Genomic DNA, 23,084 nt, shown 5'->3' on the forward strand with positions numbered 1-23,084 from the left:
GATGTCTGCTTCATCTTCGCTCCTCAGGGGCTACGATGAACCAGCCATCCTCCGTTCGTGAAGACCCTCAATCTGTCCCACAGGTGCTGACGTCGGACAGGTGCCTCGACCTACATCGGCGGCCGGTTCTTCTGGCGCACCAGCCACAACCGCGGCGTTCGGACCTTCATCCTGACCCACCAAGAGGATTCGACCGCGGCGCTGTTCGAGATGGTGTCGCGCTACCACGAGCACTGTCCGTCGCTGGTGCGTCCCTCCGCCGGGGCGGCCAACGCCAAGGAGCTGCTCTTCGACCGGCTCGACAGCGGGTACAAGGTAGGAACGGCGGGCTCGAAGGCGGTCGGGCGTGGCAACACGCTCCAGTTCTTCCACGGCTCCGAGGTCGGGTTCTGGCCGCACGCGCACAGCCACGCGTCGGGCATCCTCCAGGCCATCGCGGACGAGCCCGGCACCGAGGTCATCCTCGAAAGCACGGCCAACGGGGTCGGGAACTACTTCCACCAGCAATGGCGGAAGGCGGAGCGGGGCGAGTCCGAGTTTCAGCCCATCTTCGTCCCGTGGTTCTGGGATGACGGCTATCGCAAGGTCGCGCCCCCGGACTTCGCGCTCTCCGCCGACCCCGACGAGCAGGGCGAGTCCGAGATCGACTACGCCGAGGCGCACGGCCTCGAGCACGATCAGATGTTCTGGCGCCGCCGCAAGATCGCGGACCTCGGCGAGTCCCTGTTCCGGCAGGAATACCCCGCCACGGCGGCCGAGGCTTTCCAGATGGCGAACACCAACGGGCTGATCAGCGCCAAGCTGGTCATGGCCGCCCGCAAGCGCACCGTGGAGCCTTCAGGCCCGCTCGTGTTCGGTTACGATCCGGCCCACCAGGGCGGCGACCGCCACGCGCTGGCCAAGCGCCGCGGCCGCAAGGTCCTCTGGGCCGGCGGCAAGCCGGGCATGTCGATCCCGGAAAGCGCGAACTACGTCGCGGGCCACATCGACCGGGACAATCCGGTGAAGTGCTTCATCGACGTGACGGGCGGCTACGGCGCCGGCGTCTACGACATCCTGGTCGAGCGCGGCTACGGCTCGCCCGGCCGGGGAATCGTCGTCCCGGTCAACTTCGGCGGCTCCCCAATCCAGGAAGAGCGCTACTCGCCCACCACCGGCGAGAAGCTGCCCGGCCCGCTTAACCGGCGCGCCGAGATCTGGCTCAACTCGCTCGAATGGCTCGAAGACCCGGCCGGCGTCGACCTGCCGGACGAGGACGAGATCCAGGCCGACGCCTGCTCCACCGGCTACGGCCACAACTCGCGCGGCCAGGTGCAGCTCTGGTCGAAGGAGAAGATGCGCGGCATGGGCATCCCCTCGCCTGACCTTTGGGACGCCGTCGCGCTGACCTTCGCCGAGCCTGTGGTCGACGCCGCTCCGCTCGTGATCAAGACCGGCGCCCGGCGCGCCGGCGGTTGGATGGGTACCTGATGACCGCGAAGCAACCACGTCGCCCGAAGGCCGCCGCCGCGGCGAAGCCAGAGCCGAAGGCCGCGTCAGCGAAGCGCTCGGTGCACGAGATCGCCATGCGCCGTTGGCATCGCGCCGACGATGCTGATCGAGAGAACCGCGAGAAAGCCTACTCCGACCTGGAGTTCGTCGAGGTCGAGGGCGCTCAGTGGACCGAGGAGGCCAAGCGCGCCCGTGAAGGCAGGCCCTGCCTGGAGTTCGATCGCCTCGGCACGTCTATCCTGCAGATCACAGGCGACATCCGGCAGATGCGGCCCGCGATCAAGGTCGTGCCGGTCGACAGCCGTGGCGACGTCAAGACGGCCGACACCATCGCCGGTATGACCCGGTACGTCGAGAACCGCTCCGACGCGCCTGCAGCCTACTTCGCGGCGGCCGACCAGCAGGTGACGGCCGGGATCGGCCATTGGCAGGTCCTGACCGAGTACGGCTCCGACTCCACGTTCGAGCAGGAGATCCGCATCGCTCCGATCCCGGACGGCATCGGTGTGCGCTGGGACCCCGATGCGGTGCTGCCGACCCGCGAGGACGCGAAGTTCTGCTTCGTGCCTTTCGACATGAGCCGGGACATCTACGAGGAGACCTATCCCGACCACCCGGCAGCCGACATCGGCGACGCGGACAACGCCGGCCGCAGCCTCACGGAATGGGTGACGGCCGACATCGTTCGGGTCGCTAAGTACTGGGTGAAGACCCCGGTCAAGAAGACCCTCGCCCTGATGCCCGACGGCGAGATCCTGGACCTGACCGACAAGGCGGCCGACGACTACGCCGAGAAGCTTGCCCTGGCCGAGTCCGTCGGTGCCCGCATCGAGCAGCGCGACGGCCACAAGGTCGAAAGTTATCTGATCAGCGCGACCGACATCCTGGAAGGCCCAATCGAGTGGAAGGGCCGGTTCATCCCGGTGGTGCCGGCAATCGGCATCGAAATGACCATCGGCAAGAAGCGCACCCGCCGCGGCGTGGTCCGTAAGGCAAAGGACGCGCAGCGCGCCTACAACTATGCCCGCTCGACCCAGACCGAGGTCGTGGGCCTCCAGCCGAAGGCGGGCTTCGTCGGTAGCGCTGCCCAGTTCAAAGGCTACGAGCACATCTGGGAGACGGCCAACACCGAGGCCCATCCCTTCCTGCCCTTCAATGCGGATCCGAAGTTCCCAACCCCGCCGCAGCGCCAGGCGCCGCCCGTCGCCTCGTCCGGCCTCGCCGAATTGACCCGCGAGTCCGCCGAGGACATCAAAGCGGTGACCGGCATCTACGACGCCTCGCTCGGGGCCCGCTCGAACGAGACCTCGGGCAAGGCGATCCGCGCCCGGCAGCAGGAGGGCGACGTCGGGTCCTTCGTCTACATCGTGAACTTCAGCCGCTCGATCCGGCACACCGGCGCGATCGTCTGCGACCTGATCCCCCACATCTACGACACGGCACGCACGCTCCGGATCGTGGGCGAGGACGGCAAGGTCGACCTCGTCGACATCAACAAGCCGAAGGGCCTCGCGATCGACGGCAAGGCCCAGGTGCTGGAGAACGACGTCACGGTCGGCGCCTACGACGTCGCCATGGAGATGGGTGCCTCGTACACGACCCGGCGCGAGGCCGCGCTCGACGGCATGATCTCCCTCGTCCAGGCCGCGCCCGACGTTGCGCCCCTGGTGCTCGACCTCCTGGCCAAGGCCCAGGATTGGCCGATGGCGGACAAGATCGCCAAGCGCATCCGCACCATGCTGCCGCCCCAGATCCAGGCCGAGGAGGCGCAGGAGAGCGGCGAGCCCCCGCCGCCGCCCGTGCCGTCCTCGCCTGAGCAGCAGGCCGCGATGCAGGCCCAGCAGCGGCAGGAGCAGCTCGAAGCGGCCAAGCACGAACTCGAAGGCGCGAAGCTCGAGGTGGAGCATCAGAAGCTCCAGGCCGAGATGGCGAAGATCCAGGGCGAGCTCCAGAAAGCCGTGCTCGATCACCAGGCCCGTATCGCCGAGGCCAGCCGCCCGGCGGAGGGCGCGACCGGCGGTCCGGTCGAGGATCCGCGCGTCGACGCGCTGGCCAACGCACTCCAGCAGCTCTCGGACCTCGTCTCCATGCTGATGGAGGAGATGACCCCTCCGGCCGAGGCGCAGGAGCCCGATCCCGCCGCGCAGGGTGGTCCGCCAGGGCTGCCGGACCCCATCCCGGGCCAGATGCATGCCGAACAGACCGAGGCGCCCCAGGGCGCCTTTTCTTTTGACCCGAGCGCGATGGGCGAGCCCGCCGCTCCGACGATGGCAGGCGCCTGATGTCCGACCTACAGCCCTTCCGCCCCAACGCTGCGGCGACCCTCCGTCTCTCCGCCGTGACCGTCGCCGGTACGGCGGTCCGCCTCGCCGGCGCGCCCTCGGGCAGCGGCTGTCAGGTGCGCGTGCGCAACCGCGGCACGGTCGAGGTCTTCATCCAGTTCGGCAAAGCCGACGTCGTCGCCGCGATCCCGGGCGCGTCCGGCGGCTCGGCCGGCATCGCCCCGGGCGCGGTCGAGTACTGGACCATCCAGCAGTCCGAGCACTTCGTCGCCCTGGCGGTGGAGTCGGGCACGCCCTCGGTCGAGATCACCACCGGCGTTGGGGGCTGACCATGCCCGGGTACGGGACGGGCCAGAGCCAACAGCTCGTTGAGGCGATGGTCGCCGCCATGATGCCGGCGCCGGCCAGCGTCACGCCGCCCGCCACCGCGCTCGACAGCGGTAAGGGTACCTCGGCCCGGTTCGCACGTGAGGATCACACCCACGCCGCCCGTGTGCAGCGGACTGTGCTGACCACGGCGCCCGACGGCACGCTCACCTGGACCTTCGCGCGCCCGATCGTGTGCGCCGTCGGGAAAGTCCCGCCGATCACGTACATGGTCGAGGACCCGGGCACGCCCGTCGTCGTGCAGATCACGGGCCGGACCTTCACCAGCGATGGGACGAACGACACCCACACCGCGGTGAGCATTAAAGCGCAGCGCTCGCGCACCCTGCCGGCGACGATCCTGTCCCTGGCGGTGCTGATCAACTTCGACCTGTTCGGGGCCGCCGCCGGCGCCACCAAGGTCAACCTCTTCGCGGCCGACCCGACGCAGTAGCGCACCGGCCCGCCATCCCTCGCCCACCTCGCATCCCTACCGAATGGAGCCACTACCATGGCCGCCAAGTACAAGACCGCGCGCGTCATCACCCCGAACAAGGGCGGTGTGCCGTCCGGCTCCGGCGTCGGCATCGCCTGCAGCGCCGACGGTATCGCCATGCTCGTGATGTCGGATGGCTCGCTCTACCCGGTTCGCGCCAAGGACGGGCACGCCCAGATCGACGACATCGAGGTCACCGACCTCAACGTGGCGGGCACCACCGCCACCGTCGTCGTCACGGTCCTGGCGTAAACGCCATGGGACAGCGATTCCCCTTCGGCCTCTTCGGGGGCGGGACTGGCTCGTCCAGCCCAACCGTGTCGGCCAACGGCCTGACCTACACCTATCTGGGCTTCAAGCCGGGTACGTCCGCGAGCCTGTTCGACGTCACCGCCGGCGGAGCCGCGCTCGCGACGCAGAACGTGGACGTCGCGGGCAAGGTCACGTTTACGCTGGCAAGCAAGCCGCCTGCCGGCAACGCCATCGTCATTGACGGCACGGCCCGCGTGAGCGCCGGCAAGGTCCTGGCCGCGCCGCCGGTCACGCGCCCGGTCTACACCCAACCCGACAAGTTCTATTTCGCCAGCAACCGGCTGCGCACGCCCACCGCGCGGGCCATCCCGACCGCCAGCCGCGAGTTCATGTGCTCGCACATGGACCTGGGCGTCGCGCCATACGCGACTAACGACTACGTGATCGCCCTGCCGGCGCACTACACCAGCGCCGTGCCGACGGACAACGAGTTTGCCGCGACCAACGCCTTCAATGTCGAGGGCGTGTCCATCGGTTACGGCGCGACGCCCGGCACCGCGACCTGGTTCACCGCGGTATCCGTCGCGGATGCCGCACTCGGCGTTCCGGGCGGGCAGGCAGGCATCACGCTTGATCCGGCCACGAACTCAGTCGGCGCTCTCTACCGGGCGGTTGCGGCAGCGATCCCGGCAGGCGTGCGGCGCTACGCCCGGGTCGCCTTCAACGTGGCGGCTGGCGGCTACGTGCCATCAGGCATCGAGGTCAACACCACGCTCGGCGAGGGGCAGGTCGGGCAGGCCACCAGTGCCGCAGCCTTCCTAACGAGCGGCACCGTCAACACGTCGGGCCGCCTGGGCGGGACGCTCTATGGCGCATCATGGGTCGCGTGTAAGGGGCACGATGGCCGTCCCGTGCCGATGGCACTCGGCGACAGCATCTTCTACGGCCAGAACGAGACCGGCAACGCCTTCCCTGCCGGCGGCGGCGGTGGCGTGTTCTCCCGCGCTATGCTCGACACCGCATCGTCGGCCATGTTCCTGGGCACTAACATGGCGGTGCCCGGCACCGGTCCTTCCGACATCGCCGTCAACGGCCGGAGCAAGACCGCTCGCAAGTTCGACCTAATCGCGAAGGGTACGACGCTGAACGGCGGCGTCCCGATGTTTACGCAGCTCTGCGTCAACCACCTGACCAACTCGCTCGGGCCGTCGTACAACACCCTGGCAACCGTAGTGCCGATGATTAAGGCCTACGTGGGGGTGCTCAATACTGAGTGGCCTGGCATTCCAGTCGCCTACCAGCTTGCCATCCCGAAGGCCACGACCAACAACGGCTTCCAGGACTTGGGGGGCCAGACGGTCGGCTCCAACGATGCGAGCGCAGGCGTTCGCTGGCAGTTCAACGACAAGCTCTTGGCCGACAAGCTCGACGGCGCGGTGCAGTGGGCTGTGAACGCTCCGCAGTACGTCTCGGCGCCGACGGCCCGCGATAAGTGGGACATTCAGGTTCCGACAACCGCGGTCAGCGCGGCCGACACAGCGGCCGGCGGACTGCACTACTTCTTTGCGGACGCCACGTGGCTGCAGCCCGGCGACTTCATCTCGGCCAACCCAGATACGGGCGGGTCCGGCGCGAACGGCAGCGGCGCGTCGGTGCTGAGCATCGACACCACTGTCACGCCGCACGACGTCCTGGTGAACACGACGCTCGGCGCCCAGGTCGCCGGGACGAAATACTCGCGCCACCTCGCCAGCGATAGTGCCGGCCTCCACCCGGGCAGCGCCGCCAACGTCCGCATGGTCCCCGCCTGGACCGCGTGGAAGAACTCGCTGTGGGCCGCGTGATGCGCGTCATCACAGCCTCACCCGGCTATCAGAAGATCGTCGCCCCGTCGGACGACGACCTGACCATCCTCCTCGGCAATCAGCCGAGGACGGGCGGCCTCGACGTCATCGCGCAGGGCCGCAAGGTCATGGTCCGCGACGGCAACCTCGGCGGGTTCCTGCTCAAGGCAGGGGGCTTCGGCCCCCGCTTCGACGTGCTCAACACCCGGTCGGACGTCAGCAAGGGCGAGCCGCGCGACGTGTTCGGCGTCACAGGCAAGTTCGGCGCGGTCGTTGTCGATCGGTCCCGCTGGACCGGCGTTCACGGCGCGCAGGAGAGAACGCACGGCGACGTGAGCCAGGGCTACGACGGGTGCGATGTCGATCTCTTCCTGATCCGGCGCTCGACCATCAAGACGGCCTATCAGGCGCTCATGGCGAAGATCCTGAACGACGGACGCGGCATCCGTCGCCTGGTCCTGCAGGACATGAACATCGACGACGAGCCGACCCTCCGGGTTCAGCAGTCCGTGGCAGTGCTCCTCATGGGCTGTCAGAAGCACCCGGCGAGCATCGAGCTCCGGAACGCCTGGATCAATTGGCCCGGCCGCGAGTGGCACCGCATTGCCAAGGGCGACCGCGTCACCGTGAAGGGCGAGTGGAACGTCGGCCTGCCCCCGGGCGGCGACTTCTGCCCGGCCTAATGCAGTTCGGGCAGATCAGCATTGGAGCAGATGAGCTTAACGTTAGAGGAAGAAGTCGCCTGCACGGAGGGAATAATCCGTGGCGACTGCGACCCTAAAGTCGGCAGTTCCATCGCCCGTGACATCGCCTTCCACGATGTACCCAGGAGTTTGATAGGGTTCGTCACCATAGACCGGCGATGGATCAACCACATCAATTGTTGCCGCAACGATGTGCAACTCACCTGCCTTGCCGGTGAAGGCACCGCTACCAATGAAGCGGAATGCCTCGTCACCGATCGTAGTTGTATCGGCATCAATGCGATGCAGATCGATGCGGTCGCGCTCTGACGCGCTCGCACCGGATGCGAGACCACGAAAGTCGACGATGGTGTCGTACTCGGTCCTCGTAGACTCGGTGACTGTGTAATAGGCGAACTTATCCGCCCCATCTCCCCCAACAAGGTAGTCCGCCCCGATTCCGCCTCTGATCCAGTCGTTGCCGCCTTCACCGCGGATCACATCAACACCGCCCGCCCCAGAGAGCGTATCCTTGCCGCCGCCGCCGAAGATGGAGTTCTGCGCGTCGCTTCCATTGACGGTGTTGTCGAGCCCGTTGGCGAAAACCTGATAAGCATCGCCAATCAGGCTGACGTTTTCGACATTGTCTGCGAGCCTAAAATACGAAGCGCTGCTGATGACGCGATCGATGCCTTCGCCAGCCTTCTCGACAACCTGGTCGAACTCACTCTTGACATAGAAAGTGTCGTTGCCGGTTCCACCCTCCATGTAGGCGCTCACCGCTCGATTGTAGAAGGTATCGTTGCCAGCCCCGCCGAACAATTCTTCCGTGCTGGTGTTGCCACTGTAGAGACGATCATCGCCTTCAAATCCGTACAGGCGATTGCCGCCACCGCTCTCGAACACTTCTCCGTACAGAACGTCGTTCGTGCTTCCGCCGACGTCATAGTGGTATCCATACAAATCAGACGAAATGATGATATTTGTTTCTACGGGCGGCCTATAACCTTCGCCGATTGAAGTGGCGCCGATGTATTGATCTAGCGTCATGAAGTCGTCTGCCGCGCCGTCACCCTGCCTGTCGAATAGCAGCAGCAGGCCGTTCTGGCCCAATTCGGTAAAGCGAAACTCGGCGCGACCTGAAGCGGAGAAGCCGTCGTCGCCGATGAACAAAAGATCAGGTATTGCTGAGAAATCCAGTACGTCGTTTTCCTCCCCCTCGATGATCTGCCCGCTTTCACCAAAATCGGTGATCGTTTCGTGCGGACTCGTCACAGAACCGGTCCAGAGGCTCAAGTCGTTTAGAGACTGGTAGACGAAGCGATCGCCTCCATCGCCGCCTGTTGAAATGTCATTTCCGCCGCCGCCTATGAAGGTGTCGCTGCCGACGGTTCCAATAAGAATGTCGTCCTGCGGTGTACCCTGCCTGATCGCCATGGCATACACTCCCCCGAATCACTCAATTTGAATTATCGTGCATGCTTCAACAGCATCAGGCAACTGTTTACTTACCTTGGTGCGAGATCCCTTGCAAATTGCTACGGGTTGGATCGGCGCAATCCCTAATTGATTCTGCGGGCATGTTGTCGAGTGCGTGAGCGGCAACAGCATGCAGGGCGCAGGCTCCTACGTCGTGGTAATGCCGTTTCTCAAAGCAGGAAGGCACCGAACAGATAAGCCACGCTTCCGGAACCCATGATGCTCCACAAGTCGGCCATCGTTCGTATAGAGCCGAGGTCACGGTAGGTCGAAACGTAGCTGACGGCTGCGACAGCGACCGCACTGATTACCGTCAGCGCACAGGCGGCCTTCGTCGACCTCAACGAAAGGCCAAGAATGGCGGTGATGAGCATCGACTTCAGCATCTTCGGCCCTCCAGCGGGTGTACATGCTGCTACCGGAGTCAAAGGCAAAATCACGTATCCGCGTGCTGCCGGTCATGAGGCACAATCCCAGGCAACAGCATGCCCGACGGTCGGGCGCTGCGCCCTTGACCCGACGGCAGTTCCTTGAGCGGGGTCAATGGATGCGCCGTTCGCCTAAGCCTAGAGCGCCGAACGAAATCCAAAGCGAGAACCGAAATTAAGCCGCCCGCTCAGTTCGGTTGGAGATCAGCGAGACTCGCTGCGCAGTACCCTCCCTCGTACGAGTTTGCGTTCGCAGGTCCAATGCTGCGCTGATGGCCGTTTGGTTGAGGAACTCCACCATGTAGGAAAGGGCGACATCTGGTGGGAGTTTCACGCGAGTCAGACCATCGTGACAGCGTCTACGATCCCACCCACGTACGTGAACCATTTCACGAGCAGCTTCGGTGGCCAAATCAAAGTGCTCACCGAGCTCGGAGTAGCTCAGCCAAACCTGCGGCATGTGTGATTCCTGGGATGAGCTACAATGTAGCTGTCTTTGATTGACACGTCAGAACTTGCGGGTGCCAAATTGATCTTTGAAGGATGTTCTAGCGGCCCTGGCAGACTGGCCTCTTTTTATAGAGCTTCGGACCAAGACGGACGATAGTAGGTAATCCGACCGGACTGCATTACCACCCAGAATCCGTCGAGTGCGCGCTCAAAAGGGCAGTTGATAAGCTCAACCCGCATGCCAAGACAGCGATCGCCTTCCACTTCTGATGTATCGTGAATTATGCAGGCAATTCTCTTACCGTCTGCCAGCAAAGCGAAGCCTTGCTCCGCCACCTCAGTGCGTGGAAACTGGCGCTTATCAGCTGCGCTTTCACGCTGCGGTTTTCCAACAGCCATGGATGAGTTTGCCTCGCTAAGGTCTGCGATCACACGCCTATAGGACGCTGTTCGAGTTACGAAGTCGCTCCTCCGGAGATCATTGGGCCATTCGATGTCGCGATTATCTGATAGTGTGCTTAACGCTTCTTTTCGATACAATTCGTTGGTTGCGAACGGACACTGCTCGCACCACCCATTTGACCCGACGGCAGTTCCTCGGCGAAGGCGCTTGACCTCACGGGCATTCTGCGCGCAATAGCTACTTGTCGCGAGACGCGTGGGCCGCATCGGCCCTGCTCGCGCCAGCCCCCATTTCCGACGTGCCCGCCGACCCGATCTGGGCCCGACGCACGTCCGCTCCCCTTCACGCAGGCCAGTGCATGACGCGCAGGCCGCGATGATGCCCGCACCCGCCCCTCACCAGGGCGGGTTTTTCATGGACGAACCACATGGACGAGGACCTGATCGTGCTGGGCGCGCCGGCGGAAACGCCAGCGGCAGGTGGCGAGGTCTCGGACGCGACCGAAGCTCCCGGAGGCCCGCAGGCCGAAGGCGGCGAGGTCGTACAGCCAGGGACAGAGCAGGCCGATCCGGCCAACCCGACCCCGAAGCCCGATGCCCCCAAGGGCGAAGGCGAGGAGGAAGGCGAGGCGGAGAAGCCGAAGAAGCGTTCCGGCATCCAGCGGATGCAGGAGCGGATCGCCCGACTCGAAGCCGAAAAGGCCGATCTCCTGAGCCGCAGTGCGCCGACGGGCGACAGTGGCGACCGGAAGGCGGCCGTCGAGAAAGAGATCGGTGCGCCCCCGAAGGAAGCCGACTTCGAGGACTATGCCGCGTTCGAGGATGCCAAGGCGGATTACCGTCTCGCCAAGGCCCTCGCCGAGCAGCGTCTGAACGAGCGGGACGCCCACGCGTCACGCGCCCAGTCGCAGGCCCGTGAAGCGGCGATCGAAGCCTTCCACGACCGCATGGACGATGCCCGGGAGAAAATCTCGGACTTCGACACGGTCGTGAAGGGTGCTGCTGAGCGTGAGATCAAGCCTCACGTCCAGGAACTCGTCGTCGACAGCGAGAAGGGTGGGCTGCTCACCTACTATCTCGCCAAGAACCCCGCCGAGCTGACCAAGCTCAACGGGATGAGCCCGCTCCAGGCCGCCAAGGCCGTGGGCGCGCTCGAAGCTCGCCTGACCCTGGCGAAGCCCAACAAAGCCACCGCCGCCCCTGCCCCCGCGAAGCCCGTCACGGGTTCCGCCGCGCCCGGTCCCGACCCGTCGAAGATGTCCTTCGCCGAGTACGAGAAGTGGCGCGCGGGCAAGCGCTGATCCCCCTCACCGTCTGAAGGACACCTCGACCCATGGCCAATACGCCCCTGCTCGTCCCCTCCGTCATCGCCAAAGAGGCGCTGATGCAGCTTAAGAACGCCCTCGTCTTCGGCAAGCTGGCCCATCGCCAGTACAAGAAGGAATTCGCCAAGGTCGGCGACACCGTCACCATCCGCAAGCCGGTCAAGTTCGTGACCGTGGATGGCGCGACCCGCCAGAACCAGGACGTCGAGGAGGGCAGCACCTCGATCAAGATCGACCAGCGCAAGCACGTCTCCTGGAACTTCAACACCCAGGACCTCACGCTCTCGATCGAGGACTACTCCGAGCGCTACGTGAAGCCCGCTATGATCACGCTCGCGCAGACCGTCGACACCTACGGTGCCGCGCTCTACCGCAAGATCTGGAACGTGGTCGGCACGCCCGGCACCACCCCGGCGAACTACGCCGCGGCCGGCGCCGTTGCCCAGCGCATGACCGAGATGGCCGTCCCGAAGCAGGATCGCCGCGCGGTTCTGACCTCGGAGGCCTTCCACAAGATCGCCGGCACCCTGACCACCCTCAACATGCCGCAGCAGGCCGCCGATGCCTGGGCCACCGGTGAGATCGGCAACCTCGCCGGCCTCAACACCCACGAGTCGGTGAACCTCCGCAGCCACACGGTCGGCACCAAAGCGGGCACCCCGCTCGTGAACGGCGCCGGCCAGGTGTCCCTCTACCGGGACGTGATGAAGACGGGCGTGCAGACCCTCTCCACCAAGGGCTGGACGGCCTCCTCGGCCGGCGTGCTTCGCGAGGGCGACGTCTTCACCATCGGCGGCGTGTTCGCGGTCAACCCGGTCCCGGGCGAGGGCGGCACCGGCAAGACCGTGCTGCCCTATCTCCAGCAGTTCGTGGTCCGCTCGGTCGCCAACGCCGACGCCTCGGGCAACGCCACCCTTACGATCTCGCCCGCGATCATCGTCTCCGGCCCGTACCAGACCGTCTCGGCGGCCCCGGCCGACAGCGCTCCGATCGGCATCGTGGGTGCGGCCAACCAGGTGTTCCCGCAGAACCTCTGCTTCCACAAGAACGCCCTGGCGATGGTCACCGTCCCGCTGGAGATGCCCGACAGCGTCAACTGGAAGGCTCAGGAGAGTGCCGAGGGCCTCTCGATCCGCCTGGTGAAGGACTACGACATCAACAACGACGTCGAGATCGTCCGCGCCGACATCCTGTTCGGCTGGGAGGCGATCTACCCGGACCTCGCTGTCCGCCTCGCTGGCTGATGCCATCCCACCACCGCTAAGACGAAAGGGCGCCCTCGTGGCGCCCTTCGTCATTCTGGGGCCCGGCCCCGCATCAGACGAGGCCTGACATGAACGAGACCACCCCGACCTGGGGCTACAAGCCCGACGGGTCCGCCGAGATCTTTGACCTTGCCCCCGGCAGGGCCCTGCCCGAGGGCTGGCATGCCTCCCCCGACTGCATCGCAGACCCGGCGCTGGCGACCGCCGAGGCGCTGACCGCCCGTGTGGATGGTCGCCCCTCCCCGGCCGTGCTCGAACTCCTGGATGAGACCAGCGACCGGCCCGTCGCCGTTCTTGATGCCGACCTCACCAACGCGCTCGCCGAGATCGCCCGCCTGAGCGACATCATCGCGACCGGCTCGGCCGAGAACGAGAAGCTCGTCGACGAGATCGAGGCCGTCGAGGCGGCCCGCGATGCGGCGCTTGCCGAGGTCGAGACGGCCCGCGCGGCGCATGCCGACACCCTGACCGCGCTCGACGCCGCGACCACGGCGCTGACCGACCTGCAGGCGCAGCTCACCCAGGCCCAGGCCGATGGTAGTTTTGCCATAGCCGAGCGCGACGCGGCCGACGCTGACCTGGAGCGCCTGCGCACCGACCTCGCCCAGGCCCGCGCCGACCTCGACGCCGCCACCGCGCCGGCCGCGGCCGCCCCGAAGGCCTCGGCCAAGGCCGCGCGCTGACATGCGGACCCGCGAGGACCTGATCAAACGCGTCCTGAAGGACGTCGGGGTGCTCGCGGCTGGGCAGCCCATCTCCGATGAGGATCGGGCCGAGATCGACGACCTCATCGAGCCGGTGTGCGCCAAGCTGCTGGCCGATGAGGTCGCGAAGGTGAACGGCGACGAGATCGACGATGCGGTGTACCTGCCGCTCGCCGCGATCATCGCCGAGGCCGCCATGGTGCCGTTCGGTATCGGCGGTACCCGGGCGCAGGAGCTGATGGCGAACGCCGAGCGCGCGCGCACATCCCTGCAGCTGGCCTACAAGGTCTATGACGCCCGGCCGCCGATGCGGGTCGAGCCGTTCTGGGGCGGCTGCGGCTCACGACGCGGGCGCTGCTGATGCCCGCGATCGCTTGGCCGCTCTCGTCGCGCCCCGGGCTCTCCGATGCGGAGGGCTCTGGCCGGCTCATCAACGCCTTCGTCGAGAAGCTCGGCGATGGTGCCCGTGCACCCGTGTCCCGCCGCCGTGCGCCCGGCCTTGGTCGCTTCGTCGACACAGGCCTGCGCGGGCCGCGCGGCATGCGCGAGATCGGCGCGAATGTGCTCGCCGGCTACCGCGATCAGGTCGCCCGGATCTCCGAGGACGGCACGGTGCGGGTGCTCGGCCCGCTACCCGGCTCCCAGCGCATCACGATCGGGCGTAACAACCGCGCACCCGTGCCGGACATCGTCGCGACCACGGAATACGGTGCCTACAAGCTACGCCTTGACGGTCAGCCCCAGCCCCTGATCATCCCGGAAGGCCTGCCCCAGCCCAACTCGGTCTGCGAGCTCTTCGGCTTCCTGTTCTTCACGGCCGGCGATGGGACGTGCTTCGCCTCGGGGCTGAACGCGGTCACGTTCAACACCCTGGACAAGACCACCGAGCAGGCGCGGCCCGGCGGGCTGCTGCGCGGCATCGCCTTCCGCGACGAGCTCTTCCTGTTCGGCCCGTCCGGGATCGGTGTCTACGGCGGCCAAGCGCAGGCCAACGGCTTCCCGCTCGCCCGTGTCACCGGCATCCCGCGCGGCCTGATCGGGCCGTGGGCCGTGGCCGGCCACGAGGAGGGCTGGTCGAACGAGATGCTGTGGGTGGGCGACGATTCCGTCGTCTACAAGCTCTCGGGCTACGCCCCCGCCCGCGTCTCGAACCACGATGTCGAGCGGGACCTCGCGGCGGCGGCGAAGGTCGACCGGACCGCGATCGAGGCCTCGGTCCACCTGATCGGCGGCCACGCGTTCTGGGTCGTCTCGATGCCGGGCCGGACCTGGGTCTATGATCTGACCACCGAGCAATGGTTCGAGCGCGCCAGCGCCGGACTGGATCGGTGGCGCGGCACCCAGAGCACCAACGCCTTCGGGCGCTGGCTGATCGGCGACAGCGCCGGCACCGGCCTGCTCGAGGTTCGCGAGGACGTGTTCGACGAGGACGGCGCGCCGCTGCGCTTCCGGATCGAAAGCCTGCCAGGGCAGGGCTTCCCCCAGCGCCTCCAGATCCCCCGCGCAGACTTCGACTTCGTGCTCGGCACTGGGCGGCTCTCGGCCGACCCGACCATCCGGGATCCGCGCGTCCTGATCTCGTGGTCGGACGATGGCGGCACGACCTGGTCGAACCCGCTGAGCCGTGCGCTCGGCCGCCAGGGCGAGACCCGGACCCGCATCAACGTGCTGCGCACCGGCCTGACCGGAGTGCAGGGCCGCATCTGGCGCATCGACGTGTCCGATCCGGTCTACTGCGCCCTGGTGGGCGGCGCGATGGCAGTCAAGGCCCGCACCGAATGAGCATCAAGCCACAGCCCAGACGCCCGGCTCGCATCACACCGCGTGTTCGCCCGGCATGGGATCGCCCTGGCGGTACTGGCTTCCGCCTGGAGCGTCTGAACCCGGAGCACATCCGGCTGGCGACGGACACCTTCGCGATCGGCTTCGTCGACCACCGCAGAAGCGATGATGGCGAGTACGGGCGGGGGCAGCGATGAGCACCAATCTCCCGACGACCCCGTCCCCGCAGGCGCCCGCCGTCGTCGCCTCGACCGGCGTGCTGAACCGCGAGTGGTTCACCTTCCTGCAGGCCCTCCTCGCCGCGCTCGTCGCGCAGGAGGCTCGCATCTCCGCCCTCGAACAGAAGTAGGAGGCCGCCATGGGCCTATTCGGCGCGTTCAGCGCGAAGCCGATGAAGGACGCCGTTGCGACCGCCGCGAAGGCGATCCAAACGGGCCAGATCCAGGGCAAGGATCAGCTCGACCAGGGCTATGACCAGGCGGCGGACCTCTACGGGCAGGCCGGCGGCCTCTTCGGCAATCTCGCGTCCAGCTACGGGGCTGGCTCGAAGCTCTACGCCGACGCGCTGGGCGTGAACGGGAAGGACGCCAGCGTCGCGGCTCGTTCCGCCTACACCGCGACCCCGGGCTACACGTTTAACCTGGATCAAGGCCTCCAGGGCCTCCAGCGCGCGCGTGCGGTCAACGGCACGCTCGCCTCGGGCAACGCCGACACCGACGCGATGAAGTTCGCGACCGGCCTCGCCTCGCACGACTTCAACTCCTGGCTCCAGAACCTCTCGGGCTACGACGGCAAGACGCTCGCCGCGACCACGGGGCAGGCCGGCACCCTCGGGGCGCTCGGCAACCTCGGGTACCAGACCGGCGCGGCCAAGGCCGGCATCGACGTCAACGCCGGCAACGCCGTGGCGCAGGGCGCCTACAAGGTCGGTGAGGCAGAGCAGAAGGCCAACGAGAACAAGCTCGGCGCCCTGCTGGGCGTGGCCAACCTCGCCGGCTCCGCCTTCGGAGGCCTCGCCGGCAACGGCAACGCGATCGGCAACATCGGCAAGAACCTGACCTCTGCCTTCTCGATCTTCGGGTGACCTGATGAGCGGCGGCACCAGCATCTACAGCATGATCACCGGCATCGGGGATTCCTTCGAGAAGTCCTACGAGTCGGCGCGAAAGCAGGCGCAGGAAGACGAGGCCCCGGCGATCTTCGGGCAGTTGCTCGGGATCAACGCTGCGCCCTCGGCCGCGCCCGCCCCCGGGTCCACACTCGGCACGCTCGGGCAGGGCCCGGCACCGGCCGGCAACGCCGTGCCCGTGTTCGCAGGTGGGCAGGCCTCCATGCGCACGCCCGGCAACGGTGGCGAGACCGAGAAGCGGTTCATCGGCGCGTTGAAGGATGGCGGCCTGACCAACCCCTACGGTCTCGCGGCGGTGGCGGGCTATGCCGCCCACGAGAGTGGCTACAAGGGCAACAACATCAACGGGTCGTGGTCGGACCCGAGCGAAAGCGGCGCGCCCGGCACGTCGGGCGGCATCCTGTCCTGGCGCGGCGACCGGTTCGCCAACATGCGCCGGCTGACGGCCGGTGCGCAGGACCCGGTCGTCGCGCAGGCGAAGTTCACCCTGACCGAGAACCCGGACCTGACGCTGGCGCTCCAGAACGCCAAGTCGCCCGAGGAGGCCAACCGCCTGATGGCGGACGCCTGGAAATTTGCGGGCTACAACCGGCCCGGCGGCGAGGCACAGGCGCGGCTCAACTCGACCCGGGCCTATCTCGCCAAGCTTGGTGGCGACGCGCCGGCCACGGCCACGCCGGGCGCTCCTGGTGTGCCGAGCATGGTGGCCGCGGCTCCCCCCGCCTTCGCGGCCCAGCGCCCGGTTCAGTTGGCAGAGAACGAGGCCCAGACCCAGGCGCTGGAGCAGCGCATGGGCATGGTCCCGGCCGGCGCGCCCGCAGCCACGGCCGAGGCCGACATGCCGGCCCCGGATGCGCGCCCGGCCGGCTTCTTCGTCCCGGGCCAGGGCGCCACGGCGCCGGCCACTCCTGTGGCCGCTCCGGTTGCGCCCGCCGCGCCCCAGGGCTTCGCCGGCTTCGGTACCGGCGCCTCGCGGATGTCGCCCGAGCAGGCCTCCGCGCTCCAGGCTGCGTGGAAGAACCCCGTCACCCGGCCGATGGCGACCCAGATCTACGGCGAGCTGATGAAGGGGCAGGCCAGCCCCTGGAAGCTGCAGCAAATGGGCGACCAGCCCGTACTCTTCAACGAACGCACGGCCCAGATCGTCCCGGTGGGCCAGGGCAAGCCCTCGACCGCGACGGTGGGTAACACGGTAATTGACCTCTCCACTGGGCAGCCGATCTACAGCGCCCCCGAGAAGCCACAGGTCGTTGGCGGCGCCCTCGTCGGCTCCGACGGCCGGGTCATCTATGAGGGCAAAGAGGACAAGTTCACCTATCAGGCCATGCCCGGTGTCGGCATGGTCGCGCTACATCCGACCGATCCGGATAAGTCTCGGGTCATCATTGCGGGCCAGCAGCCGCGTCCGTTCACGGCAGACGAGCGCAAGGCCTGGGGCGTACCGGACAATCTGGCCGGCGGCATGGGAGCGGACGGCAAGCCGTTCGGGATCGGCGGCGGCAAAACCGAGGTCAACGTCGACACCAAGGGCGCGGGCAAGTTCGCCGAAAAGGCGAGCGAGATCCAGGCCAAGCGCTACGGCGAGATGGTCGACGCCGCCGACAACGCGGTGCCGCTGCGGGCCGACATCGACACCATGGCGTCGCTCGCTCAGGATTTCGCCTCGGGCAAGCTTGCTCAGACCCGCCTGGGCCTCGCGCAGTACGCCAAGGCGGCGGGCATGGACGACGTCGCCACCAAGCTCGCCGGCGGCAAGATGGAGTCGATGGAAGCCTTCACGGCCCTGGCCGACAAGCTGGTGCCGCGTATGCGCGTCCCGGGCTCAGGCTCGACATCCGATGCGGAGGGCAAGTCCTTCCGCAACTCGCTGCCATCGCTCCTGAAGACCCGGGAGGGCAACGCGATCATTGCCGACACCTTCCGGGGGCTCGCCGACTATCAGGCCCAGGCCGGAGAGATCGCCGGCAAGGCCTTGCGTCAGGAGATCAGCCAGTCGGAAGCCGATCAGGCCATCCGCGCCCTGCCGAGTCCCTTCACCCGGTTCAAGGAATACCGGAGCGGCCAGGGTGGAGCGCCAGCCGGCAGCACTGCGACGCCCGCCTCGGGAGCACCTTCGCCTGCGCCGGTGGCGAAGGGTGCCGAGCGCGTGGCGCTACCAGGCGGTTACACCGCGGCTCGGGCCCTGTCCGATGCCAAGGCAGCCGTGGCGGGTGGTAAGGACAAGGCGGTGATCGCCGAGCGACTCCGCGCTTACGGCATCGACCCGAAGAGGCTGGACGACTGATGGGTCTGTTCGACGACGTCCCCGACGCTCCGAAGGCTGCGACCGTTCCCTCGGCCGCTCCTGTGCGGGGCGGGCTGTTCGACGACGTGCCGGATCCCCGGCCGGCCGAACCGTCCGCGCTGAGCCGCGCCGCGTCGGTGGCGGGTGACGTGGTGCAGTCGGCCGGCGCCGGACTGATCAAAGGCGCGGCTGGTGCGGTAGACCTGCCTCAGACGCTGTATGGACTGGCAGATACAGGCCTCGGCATGGCTGCACGTGGCGCGATCCGCCTGTTCGGTGGAACGCCCAACTCGGATCTCGGCGTTGACACCCGCTCGACCAGCAGCATCCCGTCCCCATCCGACCTGCCCAAGCCGGGCGAGTCCGCGATCAAGGGCCTCGAGGCGGTAACCCAGCCGCTCTACAAGCCGCAGACCACGGCGGGCGAGTACGCAGGCACCCTTGCGGAGTTCGTGCCGGGTGCTGGCAAGACGGTCGCGGGCTTGGTGAAGAACGCTTTGATCCCGGCCGTGGCCAGTGAAACGGCAGGACAGGCAACGAAGGGCACCGACCTGGAGCCGTGGGCCCGCGGCGGCGTCGCGCTGGCGGCGGGTGCCGCTGGTGCGCTCCATGGCCGAACCTCGACCGCAGAGCGCCTGTTCGACAAGTCGTTCGGCAGCATCACGCCCGACGAGCTCGGGAAGATCCAGGCCGTGGTCGACGACGGCGCCGCTCTCCGCGGCGCGGACGGTCGTGCTATCCCGATTGATCTGACCTGGGCCGAAGCGGCTCAGCAGGTCCTCGGGCCGCGCCGCGCCGGCGACCTGCTGCGTGTGGTCGAAGGCCAGGGCGGCTTGGCTGATTTCTTCGGGAGGCGGGCCGAGCAGATCCGCGCGGCTGGTGGTGGTGCGCTCGACCGCGTCGCGCCGGCCGGGCCCAGCCCGACCCAGGTCGGCACCGACGTCCAGGCCGCGGCCCGGGCCGGCGTGGCTGGCACGCCCGAGGGGCAGGCCGTGATCCGCTCGACCCAGGCCGCGGGTCCCCGCGTCTCGCCCGAGCGCGCCGGACAGGTCATCCAGCAGGAGATGCGGCAGGTCGCGGACGCCCGCGAGGCGACTCGCACCGAGCAGGCCGCACGCGACTATGCCGCCGCCCGGGCCGTTCCCGAGAACGCGGGGATTGAGGGGACCGTCACGGTGGAGCGGCCGGGGGAGCCGATCGTGACCCAGCCCGCCTACTCGCGCCCCCAGTTCGAGGCGGATGCCCCGCGCCCGGTGGAGCCCTTCGAGCGCCCCGGCGCCGTGGAAGCCGAGCCAGGCCCGGAAAGCCTCGCCCGCTTCATTGCTCGCAACGGCGGCCTGCACCTGGACGGCGACGCCGCCGCGATGGACCTGCACCGCTTCACCGTACCCGGGGTAGGCAAGGTCGCCCGGTCCGACGGCAAGAGCCTCGACAATTTCTGGCGCGAGCGCCTGATTGAGGAGGGCTACTTCCGACCGGACGCCGACGGCGGCATGGCGCGGGACATCTCGTCCGAGCTGCTGCGCAAGCTCCAGAACGAACAGCGCGGCGTGCCGTCCTACCCGATGGATGCGCAGGGGAAGCCGCGCGCGCGTTCCAAGGCGAGCCGCGGTCGCGACGAATACGATGCTGCGCTGTCGACCTCGGAATCCCGTCTCGACGAGGACCTGACCCGCGCCGGGATCGACCCGGCCGGCGTGCACCCTGACATCCGCAGTCGCGTGGTCGGCGCCCTGATGCGCGGCGAGATCAGCGACCCGCTCGACGCCTACGAGCACGTGGTCAACCGGATGGAGGGGCCGCTTGAGCCCTATGTGAAGTCGACGACGGTCACCGAGGAGATCCCGAGCGTCCGGTTCGGACAGGTGAACCCGCAAGCCGCCCTCGACGCGGTCGACAATGCGCTGCGCACCGCAAAGGGCGACGTCCGCGCCTCGCTGCAGGCGGCCCGACGCAACCTGTTCGGGCCGGCCGGCCGGGAAACCGACATGACGGTCGAGGGGCTGCACCAGGCCCGCGAACGCCTCGACGAGGACATCCGCACCGCGACGGACATGGGCGATGGCGTGAAGGCGAGCCGTCTGCAGGCAGCCCGGACGGCCCTCGACGACGTGCTGAAGTCTGTCCCCGAGATGGCGACGGCCGATGCACGGTTCGCAGCCAACAGCCGGCCCCTTGAGCCGTTCTCGGGCAACACGCCGCTTGCCCGCGTGGTCCAGCGCGATCCCCGCACCGGCCGGATGGCGACGCCGGCCGAACAGGTGCCGGGCGCGGTGCAGGGTGCCACGGCGGCGCGCGAGTTCCTGGCGAACGCGACGCCGGAAGCGCGCCGCGCCTTCCAGGACCGCGAGGTCACCCGGATCCTCGACGAGGTTGGGGGAGCCGAGGGCGGCGCCTCCGCCACGACGATTCGGGCCGCGATGCGCCGGAACGAGGATCTGCTCGCGCAGCTGCCGGAAGCTCGCCAGCGCCTCCAGCGCCTCGCGGTGGCCTATCAGGGTCGCGAGGCGGTGGACCGTTCACCGCTCGGCCGCATCGCCAACTCGCCCAAGGTCAGCGACGCGATCGCCGCACTGTTCCCGACCAAGCCCAGGGAGGGGACGGCGCAGGAGGTCGCCACGACGGTGCAGGCGCTGTCCCGCAGCAATCCGGGGGCGGCCCGCGACCTCGTCCGGATGCATCTCGGCACCGAGTTCGCCGAGGCGACGCAACGCCTCCAGACAGGCCCCAATCAGGCTGGCGGAGCGAAGTTCGCCGCGGCGATTCGGGGCAATGATCTGCAGCGCGAGAGTATCGAGGCAGCCATCCGCGCCCTGCCGAACGGGGAGCGGGTGAACGCGGGCTTCTCGCGCTTCCTCGACATCCTGGAAGCCACCGGCACCCGTCAGGGCATCGGCTCGAAAACCTCGTTCAACAACGAGGCGCTGCAGGAGCTGCGCCGGCGCGGGCTGGTGGGCGAAGGCGGCGCGGCGATCGCCACCGGCGGATTCAAGCTGCCGTCACGCATCATGAACCGGCTCGACGACTGGCAGGCGGGCAAGAACGTGGATCGGCTCGCCGAGCTACTCACGACCCCGGAAGGGGGCCAGCGCCTGGCGCAGCTCGCCACCGCGAAGCCGGGCGCGTCGACCATCGCCCTGCTCGATCGCCTGACCCGGATCACGGGACGCGGTGCGCAGGCGGGCGATCGCGCGCCCAGCACGGAAGGGGAGCCCCTGAAGCTGACGGTGCGCCCAGTCCCATAGGTTCGTAAGGACCGCGGTGGCGAAAGCCACCATCAGCGCCGACAGCAGAAACATGACCAGGACGGCGAGCGGGCCCGACAGGCGCGGGTCCGGGTGCACGTCGGCGTTGTTGAACGCGCTCCACGTGCACCACCCGATCACGGCGGCCTGAGCCAGCATCCATAAAGCTCGGATCATCTATGCCGCTTCCCTGATAGTGGGTGCGCCCGCACGATGTAGCGATAGAGCAGGATCGTCGCGAGGGTGCAGAACAGTAGCAGCATCAGCGACATGCCGAGCATTAACACGGGGGATGCATCTGCGGACCGGGGAGCCCACGCCTGCATCACCCACCAAGCCACGACTATTGCGAGCAGGTAGACGAGCATAGCGGGGAGAAAACGCGACCAGCGGGGCATGGCGAGAAGATACCATGCGGATGCCGCCGCGGAATAGCAGGCGCGGGCGGTACCGACGTTCTTGCTCTGCTCCGGAAACTTTCCGGACCTGAGCCTGCGAAGATTTCGCACCCTGCTCGACGGAAAGACGCGCTAACTGGCGGTGTTGCGGCCCTTCGCAACCATAGTGTCCTTATAACCATCTCTTGAGGTATAATTCTTGCTATAATGGTTGCAATAAACTTGCCCAGTAAATTCAGTCATTCTTCGAACCGTCGGTGCCTCGGTTGTGTAGTAGCAGGCGCGGCAGTGTATATACAGAACATGCGTTCTATTAATGAAGTTTTGCAAATCTTCGCCGACCACCCAAGGGCTTTCAGCACTAACTTGAATGCCGGGACCTACGACACCTGAGTCATCATTACTGGGACCAATTAGATTTGAAAATTCAGGAACCGGATCGCCGATGCGGCAGCAGACGACATCAGTAGTCAATGATAAATTTATAGCTGGACTCCTACCGGTGTTCTGCAAGCCTATATTGAAACTCATAGCTCTATCATATGCAACTCCATCAATAGACGAGTTTGCGGCAATATTTGCGCCGTAGCTTATCTGTGAAATCCAGGCTCGCTCAGCCCCAACAGCGTCAATAGCGGCTTGGGCGGATAACATAGCCGCCTTGCCCGTCCATGCTGTCACTCCTAGTGGTGCGAGTCTAACATTTGGTGCCCGCGCTTTGCGGCCTGGATGATGCGATCCGGGTCGGCAGTCCAGACGAAGGGCTTTGGGTCGCCGTT

Annotated in this window: 19 protein-coding genes; 16 read left to right on the forward strand and 3 right to left on the reverse strand. The window is 67.1% G+C overall.

The features are described 5' to 3' along the window. Window positions 1–210 precede the first annotated feature (210 nt). From ASF41_RS14670 to ASF41_RS14700, 7 genes are read left to right on the forward strand one after another with little or no spacing between them, the layout of a single operon-like run. Complete coding sequence (locus ASF41_RS14670; protein ID WP_056494370.1) at window positions 211–1,470, forward strand: hypothetical protein; 1,260 nt, start codon at window positions 211–213, stop codon at window positions 1,468–1,470. Further along, a complete protein-coding gene (locus ASF41_RS14675; RefSeq protein ID WP_056494373.1) occupies window positions 1,470–3,773 on the forward strand; it encodes a portal protein in 2,304 nt (767 codons plus the stop codon). Before ASF41_RS14670 ends, ASF41_RS14675 begins: the two co-directional genes overlap by 1 nt. Further along, complete coding sequence (locus tag ASF41_RS14680; protein ID WP_056494376.1) at window positions 3,773–4,102, forward strand: hypothetical protein; 330 nt, start codon at window positions 3,773–3,775, stop codon at window positions 4,100–4,102. The genes ASF41_RS14675 and ASF41_RS14680 overlap by 1 nt, the downstream gene beginning before the upstream one ends. Before the next feature lie 2 nt (window positions 4,103–4,104). Next, on the forward strand, window positions 4,105–4,593 hold the full coding sequence (locus ASF41_RS14685) for a hypothetical protein (protein ID WP_056494380.1): 489 nt from the start codon (window positions 4,105–4,107) through the stop codon (window positions 4,591–4,593). A 57-nt stretch (window positions 4,594–4,650) separates the two neighbouring features. Beyond that, window positions 4,651–4,887 carry a hypothetical protein gene (locus ASF41_RS14690; protein ID WP_056494383.1) on the forward strand — a complete coding sequence of 79 codons (237 nt, stop codon included), beginning with the start codon at window positions 4,651–4,653 and terminating at the stop codon, window positions 4,885–4,887. Window positions 4,888–4,892: 5 nt separating this feature from the next. Further along, on the forward strand, window positions 4,893–6,731 hold the full coding sequence (locus ASF41_RS14695; RefSeq protein WP_162242120.1) for a hypothetical protein: 1,839 nt from the start codon (window positions 4,893–4,895) through the stop codon (window positions 6,729–6,731). Further along, on the forward strand, window positions 6,704–7,414 hold the full coding sequence (locus ASF41_RS14700; RefSeq protein WP_210166986.1) for a hypothetical protein: 711 nt from the start codon (window positions 6,704–6,706) through the stop codon (window positions 7,412–7,414). The genes ASF41_RS14695 and ASF41_RS14700 overlap by 28 nt, the downstream gene beginning before the upstream one ends. A gap of 42 nt (window positions 7,415–7,456) precedes the next feature. Here the strand turns inward: ASF41_RS14700 and ASF41_RS14705 are convergent, their stop codons facing one another. Beyond that, window positions 7,457–8,851, reverse strand: a complete 1,395-nt coding sequence (locus tag ASF41_RS14705; protein WP_056494392.1) for a calcium-binding protein — start codon at window positions 8,849–8,851, stop codon at window positions 7,457–7,459. A 212-nt stretch (window positions 8,852–9,063) separates the two neighbouring features. Then, a complete protein-coding gene (locus ASF41_RS14710) occupies window positions 9,064–9,279 on the reverse strand; it encodes a hypothetical protein (RefSeq protein ID WP_056494395.1) in 216 nt (71 codons plus the stop codon). A gap of 1,322 nt (window positions 9,280–10,601) precedes the next feature. Between ASF41_RS14710 and ASF41_RS14715 the strand changes: the two genes are divergently transcribed. From ASF41_RS14715 to ASF41_RS14750, 9 genes are all read left to right on the forward strand, one after another. Beyond that, entirely contained in the window at window positions 10,602–11,474 is an 873-nt protein-coding gene (locus ASF41_RS14715; RefSeq protein WP_056494399.1) for a hypothetical protein, read from the forward strand. A gap of 32 nt (window positions 11,475–11,506) precedes the next feature. Then, entirely contained in the window at window positions 11,507–12,742 is a 1,236-nt protein-coding gene (locus ASF41_RS14720; RefSeq protein WP_056494403.1) for a P22 phage major capsid protein family protein, read from the forward strand. A gap of 89 nt (window positions 12,743–12,831) precedes the next feature. Further along, window positions 12,832–13,446: a hypothetical protein gene (locus tag ASF41_RS14725; protein ID WP_056494406.1), complete on the forward strand. Its 615-nt coding sequence runs from the start codon at window positions 12,832–12,834 to the stop codon at window positions 13,444–13,446. A gap of 1 nt (window position 13,447) precedes the next feature. After that, window positions 13,448–13,828, forward strand: coding sequence for a hypothetical protein (locus tag ASF41_RS14730; RefSeq protein ID WP_056494408.1), 381 nt, complete (start codon window positions 13,448–13,450; stop codon window positions 13,826–13,828). Continuing rightward, on the forward strand, window positions 13,828–15,249 hold the full coding sequence (locus ASF41_RS14735) for a hypothetical protein (protein ID WP_056494411.1): 1,422 nt from the start codon (window positions 13,828–13,830) through the stop codon (window positions 15,247–15,249). Before ASF41_RS14730 ends, ASF41_RS14735 begins: the two co-directional genes overlap by 1 nt. A gap of 193 nt (window positions 15,250–15,442) precedes the next feature. Beyond that, window positions 15,443–15,598, forward strand: a complete 156-nt coding sequence (locus ASF41_RS24955; RefSeq protein ID WP_156653309.1) for a hypothetical protein — start codon at window positions 15,443–15,445, stop codon at window positions 15,596–15,598. Window positions 15,599–15,607: 9 nt separating this feature from the next. Further along, window positions 15,608–16,333, forward strand: coding sequence for a hypothetical protein (locus tag ASF41_RS14740; RefSeq protein ID WP_056494414.1), 726 nt, complete (start codon window positions 15,608–15,610; stop codon window positions 16,331–16,333). 4 nt (window positions 16,334–16,337) lie between these two features. Next, window positions 16,338–18,662, forward strand: coding sequence for a hypothetical protein (locus tag ASF41_RS25640; RefSeq protein WP_200941279.1), 2,325 nt, complete (start codon window positions 16,338–16,340; stop codon window positions 18,660–18,662). Further along, the gene (locus ASF41_RS14750; RefSeq protein ID WP_056494416.1) at window positions 18,662–21,907 is read left to right on the forward strand and encodes a hypothetical protein; all 3,246 of its coding nucleotides are present in this window, start codon (window positions 18,662–18,664) and stop codon (window positions 21,905–21,907) included. Before ASF41_RS25640 ends, ASF41_RS14750 begins: the two co-directional genes overlap by 1 nt. Window positions 21,908–22,437: 530 nt before the next feature. Here ASF41_RS14750 and ASF41_RS24960 read toward each other — a convergent pair. Then, window positions 22,438–23,084: hypothetical protein (locus ASF41_RS24960; protein WP_210166987.1), on the reverse strand; the 647-nt coding region annotated here is incomplete at its 5' end.

The sequence above is a fragment of the Methylobacterium sp. Leaf111 genome (assembly GCF_001423285.1).
Taxonomy (GTDB): domain Bacteria; phylum Pseudomonadota; class Alphaproteobacteria; order Rhizobiales; family Beijerinckiaceae; genus Methylobacterium.

Bases quoted from the DNA above. Each gene is read 5' to 3' on its own strand.
- ASF41_RS14705 (WP_056494392.1), bottom strand. From the start codon at position 8,851: ATGGCGATCAGGCAGGGTACACCGCAGGACGACATTCTTATTGGAACC.
- ASF41_RS14685 (WP_056494380.1), top strand. From the start codon at position 4,105: ATGCCCGGGTACGGGACGGGCCAGAGCCAACAGCTCGTTGAGGCGATG.
- ASF41_RS14695 (WP_162242120.1), top strand. From the start codon at position 4,893: ATGGGACAGCGATTCCCCTTCGGCCTCTTCGGGGGCGGGACTGGCTCG.
- ASF41_RS14740 (WP_056494414.1), top strand. From the start codon at position 15,608: ATGGGCCTATTCGGCGCGTTCAGCGCGAAGCCGATGAAGGACGCCGTT.
- ASF41_RS14750 (WP_056494416.1), top strand. From the start codon at position 18,662: ATGGGTCTGTTCGACGACGTCCCCGACGCTCCGAAGGCTGCGACCGTT.
- ASF41_RS14690 (WP_056494383.1), top strand. From the start codon at position 4,651: ATGGCCGCCAAGTACAAGACCGCGCGCGTCATCACCCCGAACAAGGGC.
- ASF41_RS14670 (WP_056494370.1), top strand. From the start codon at position 211: ATGGTGTCGCGCTACCACGAGCACTGTCCGTCGCTGGTGCGTCCCTCC.
- ASF41_RS25640 (WP_200941279.1), top strand. From the start codon at position 16,338: ATGAGCGGCGGCACCAGCATCTACAGCATGATCACCGGCATCGGGGAT.
- ASF41_RS14730 (WP_056494408.1), top strand. From the start codon at position 13,448: ATGCGGACCCGCGAGGACCTGATCAAACGCGTCCTGAAGGACGTCGGG.
- ASF41_RS14735 (WP_056494411.1), top strand. From the start codon at position 13,828: ATGCCCGCGATCGCTTGGCCGCTCTCGTCGCGCCCCGGGCTCTCCGAT.
- ASF41_RS14675 (WP_056494373.1), top strand. From the start codon at position 1,470: ATGACCGCGAAGCAACCACGTCGCCCGAAGGCCGCCGCCGCGGCGAAG.
- ASF41_RS14715 (WP_056494399.1), top strand. From the start codon at position 10,602: ATGGACGAGGACCTGATCGTGCTGGGCGCGCCGGCGGAAACGCCAGCG.
- ASF41_RS14725 (WP_056494406.1), top strand. From the start codon at position 12,832: ATGAACGAGACCACCCCGACCTGGGGCTACAAGCCCGACGGGTCCGCC.
- ASF41_RS24955 (WP_156653309.1), top strand. From the start codon at position 15,443: ATGAGCACCAATCTCCCGACGACCCCGTCCCCGCAGGCGCCCGCCGTC.
- ASF41_RS14680 (WP_056494376.1), top strand. From the start codon at position 3,773: ATGTCCGACCTACAGCCCTTCCGCCCCAACGCTGCGGCGACCCTCCGT.
- ASF41_RS14710 (WP_056494395.1), bottom strand. From the start codon at position 9,279: ATGCTGAAGTCGATGCTCATCACCGCCATTCTTGGCCTTTCGTTGAGG.
- ASF41_RS14720 (WP_056494403.1), top strand. From the start codon at position 11,507: ATGGCCAATACGCCCCTGCTCGTCCCCTCCGTCATCGCCAAAGAGGCG.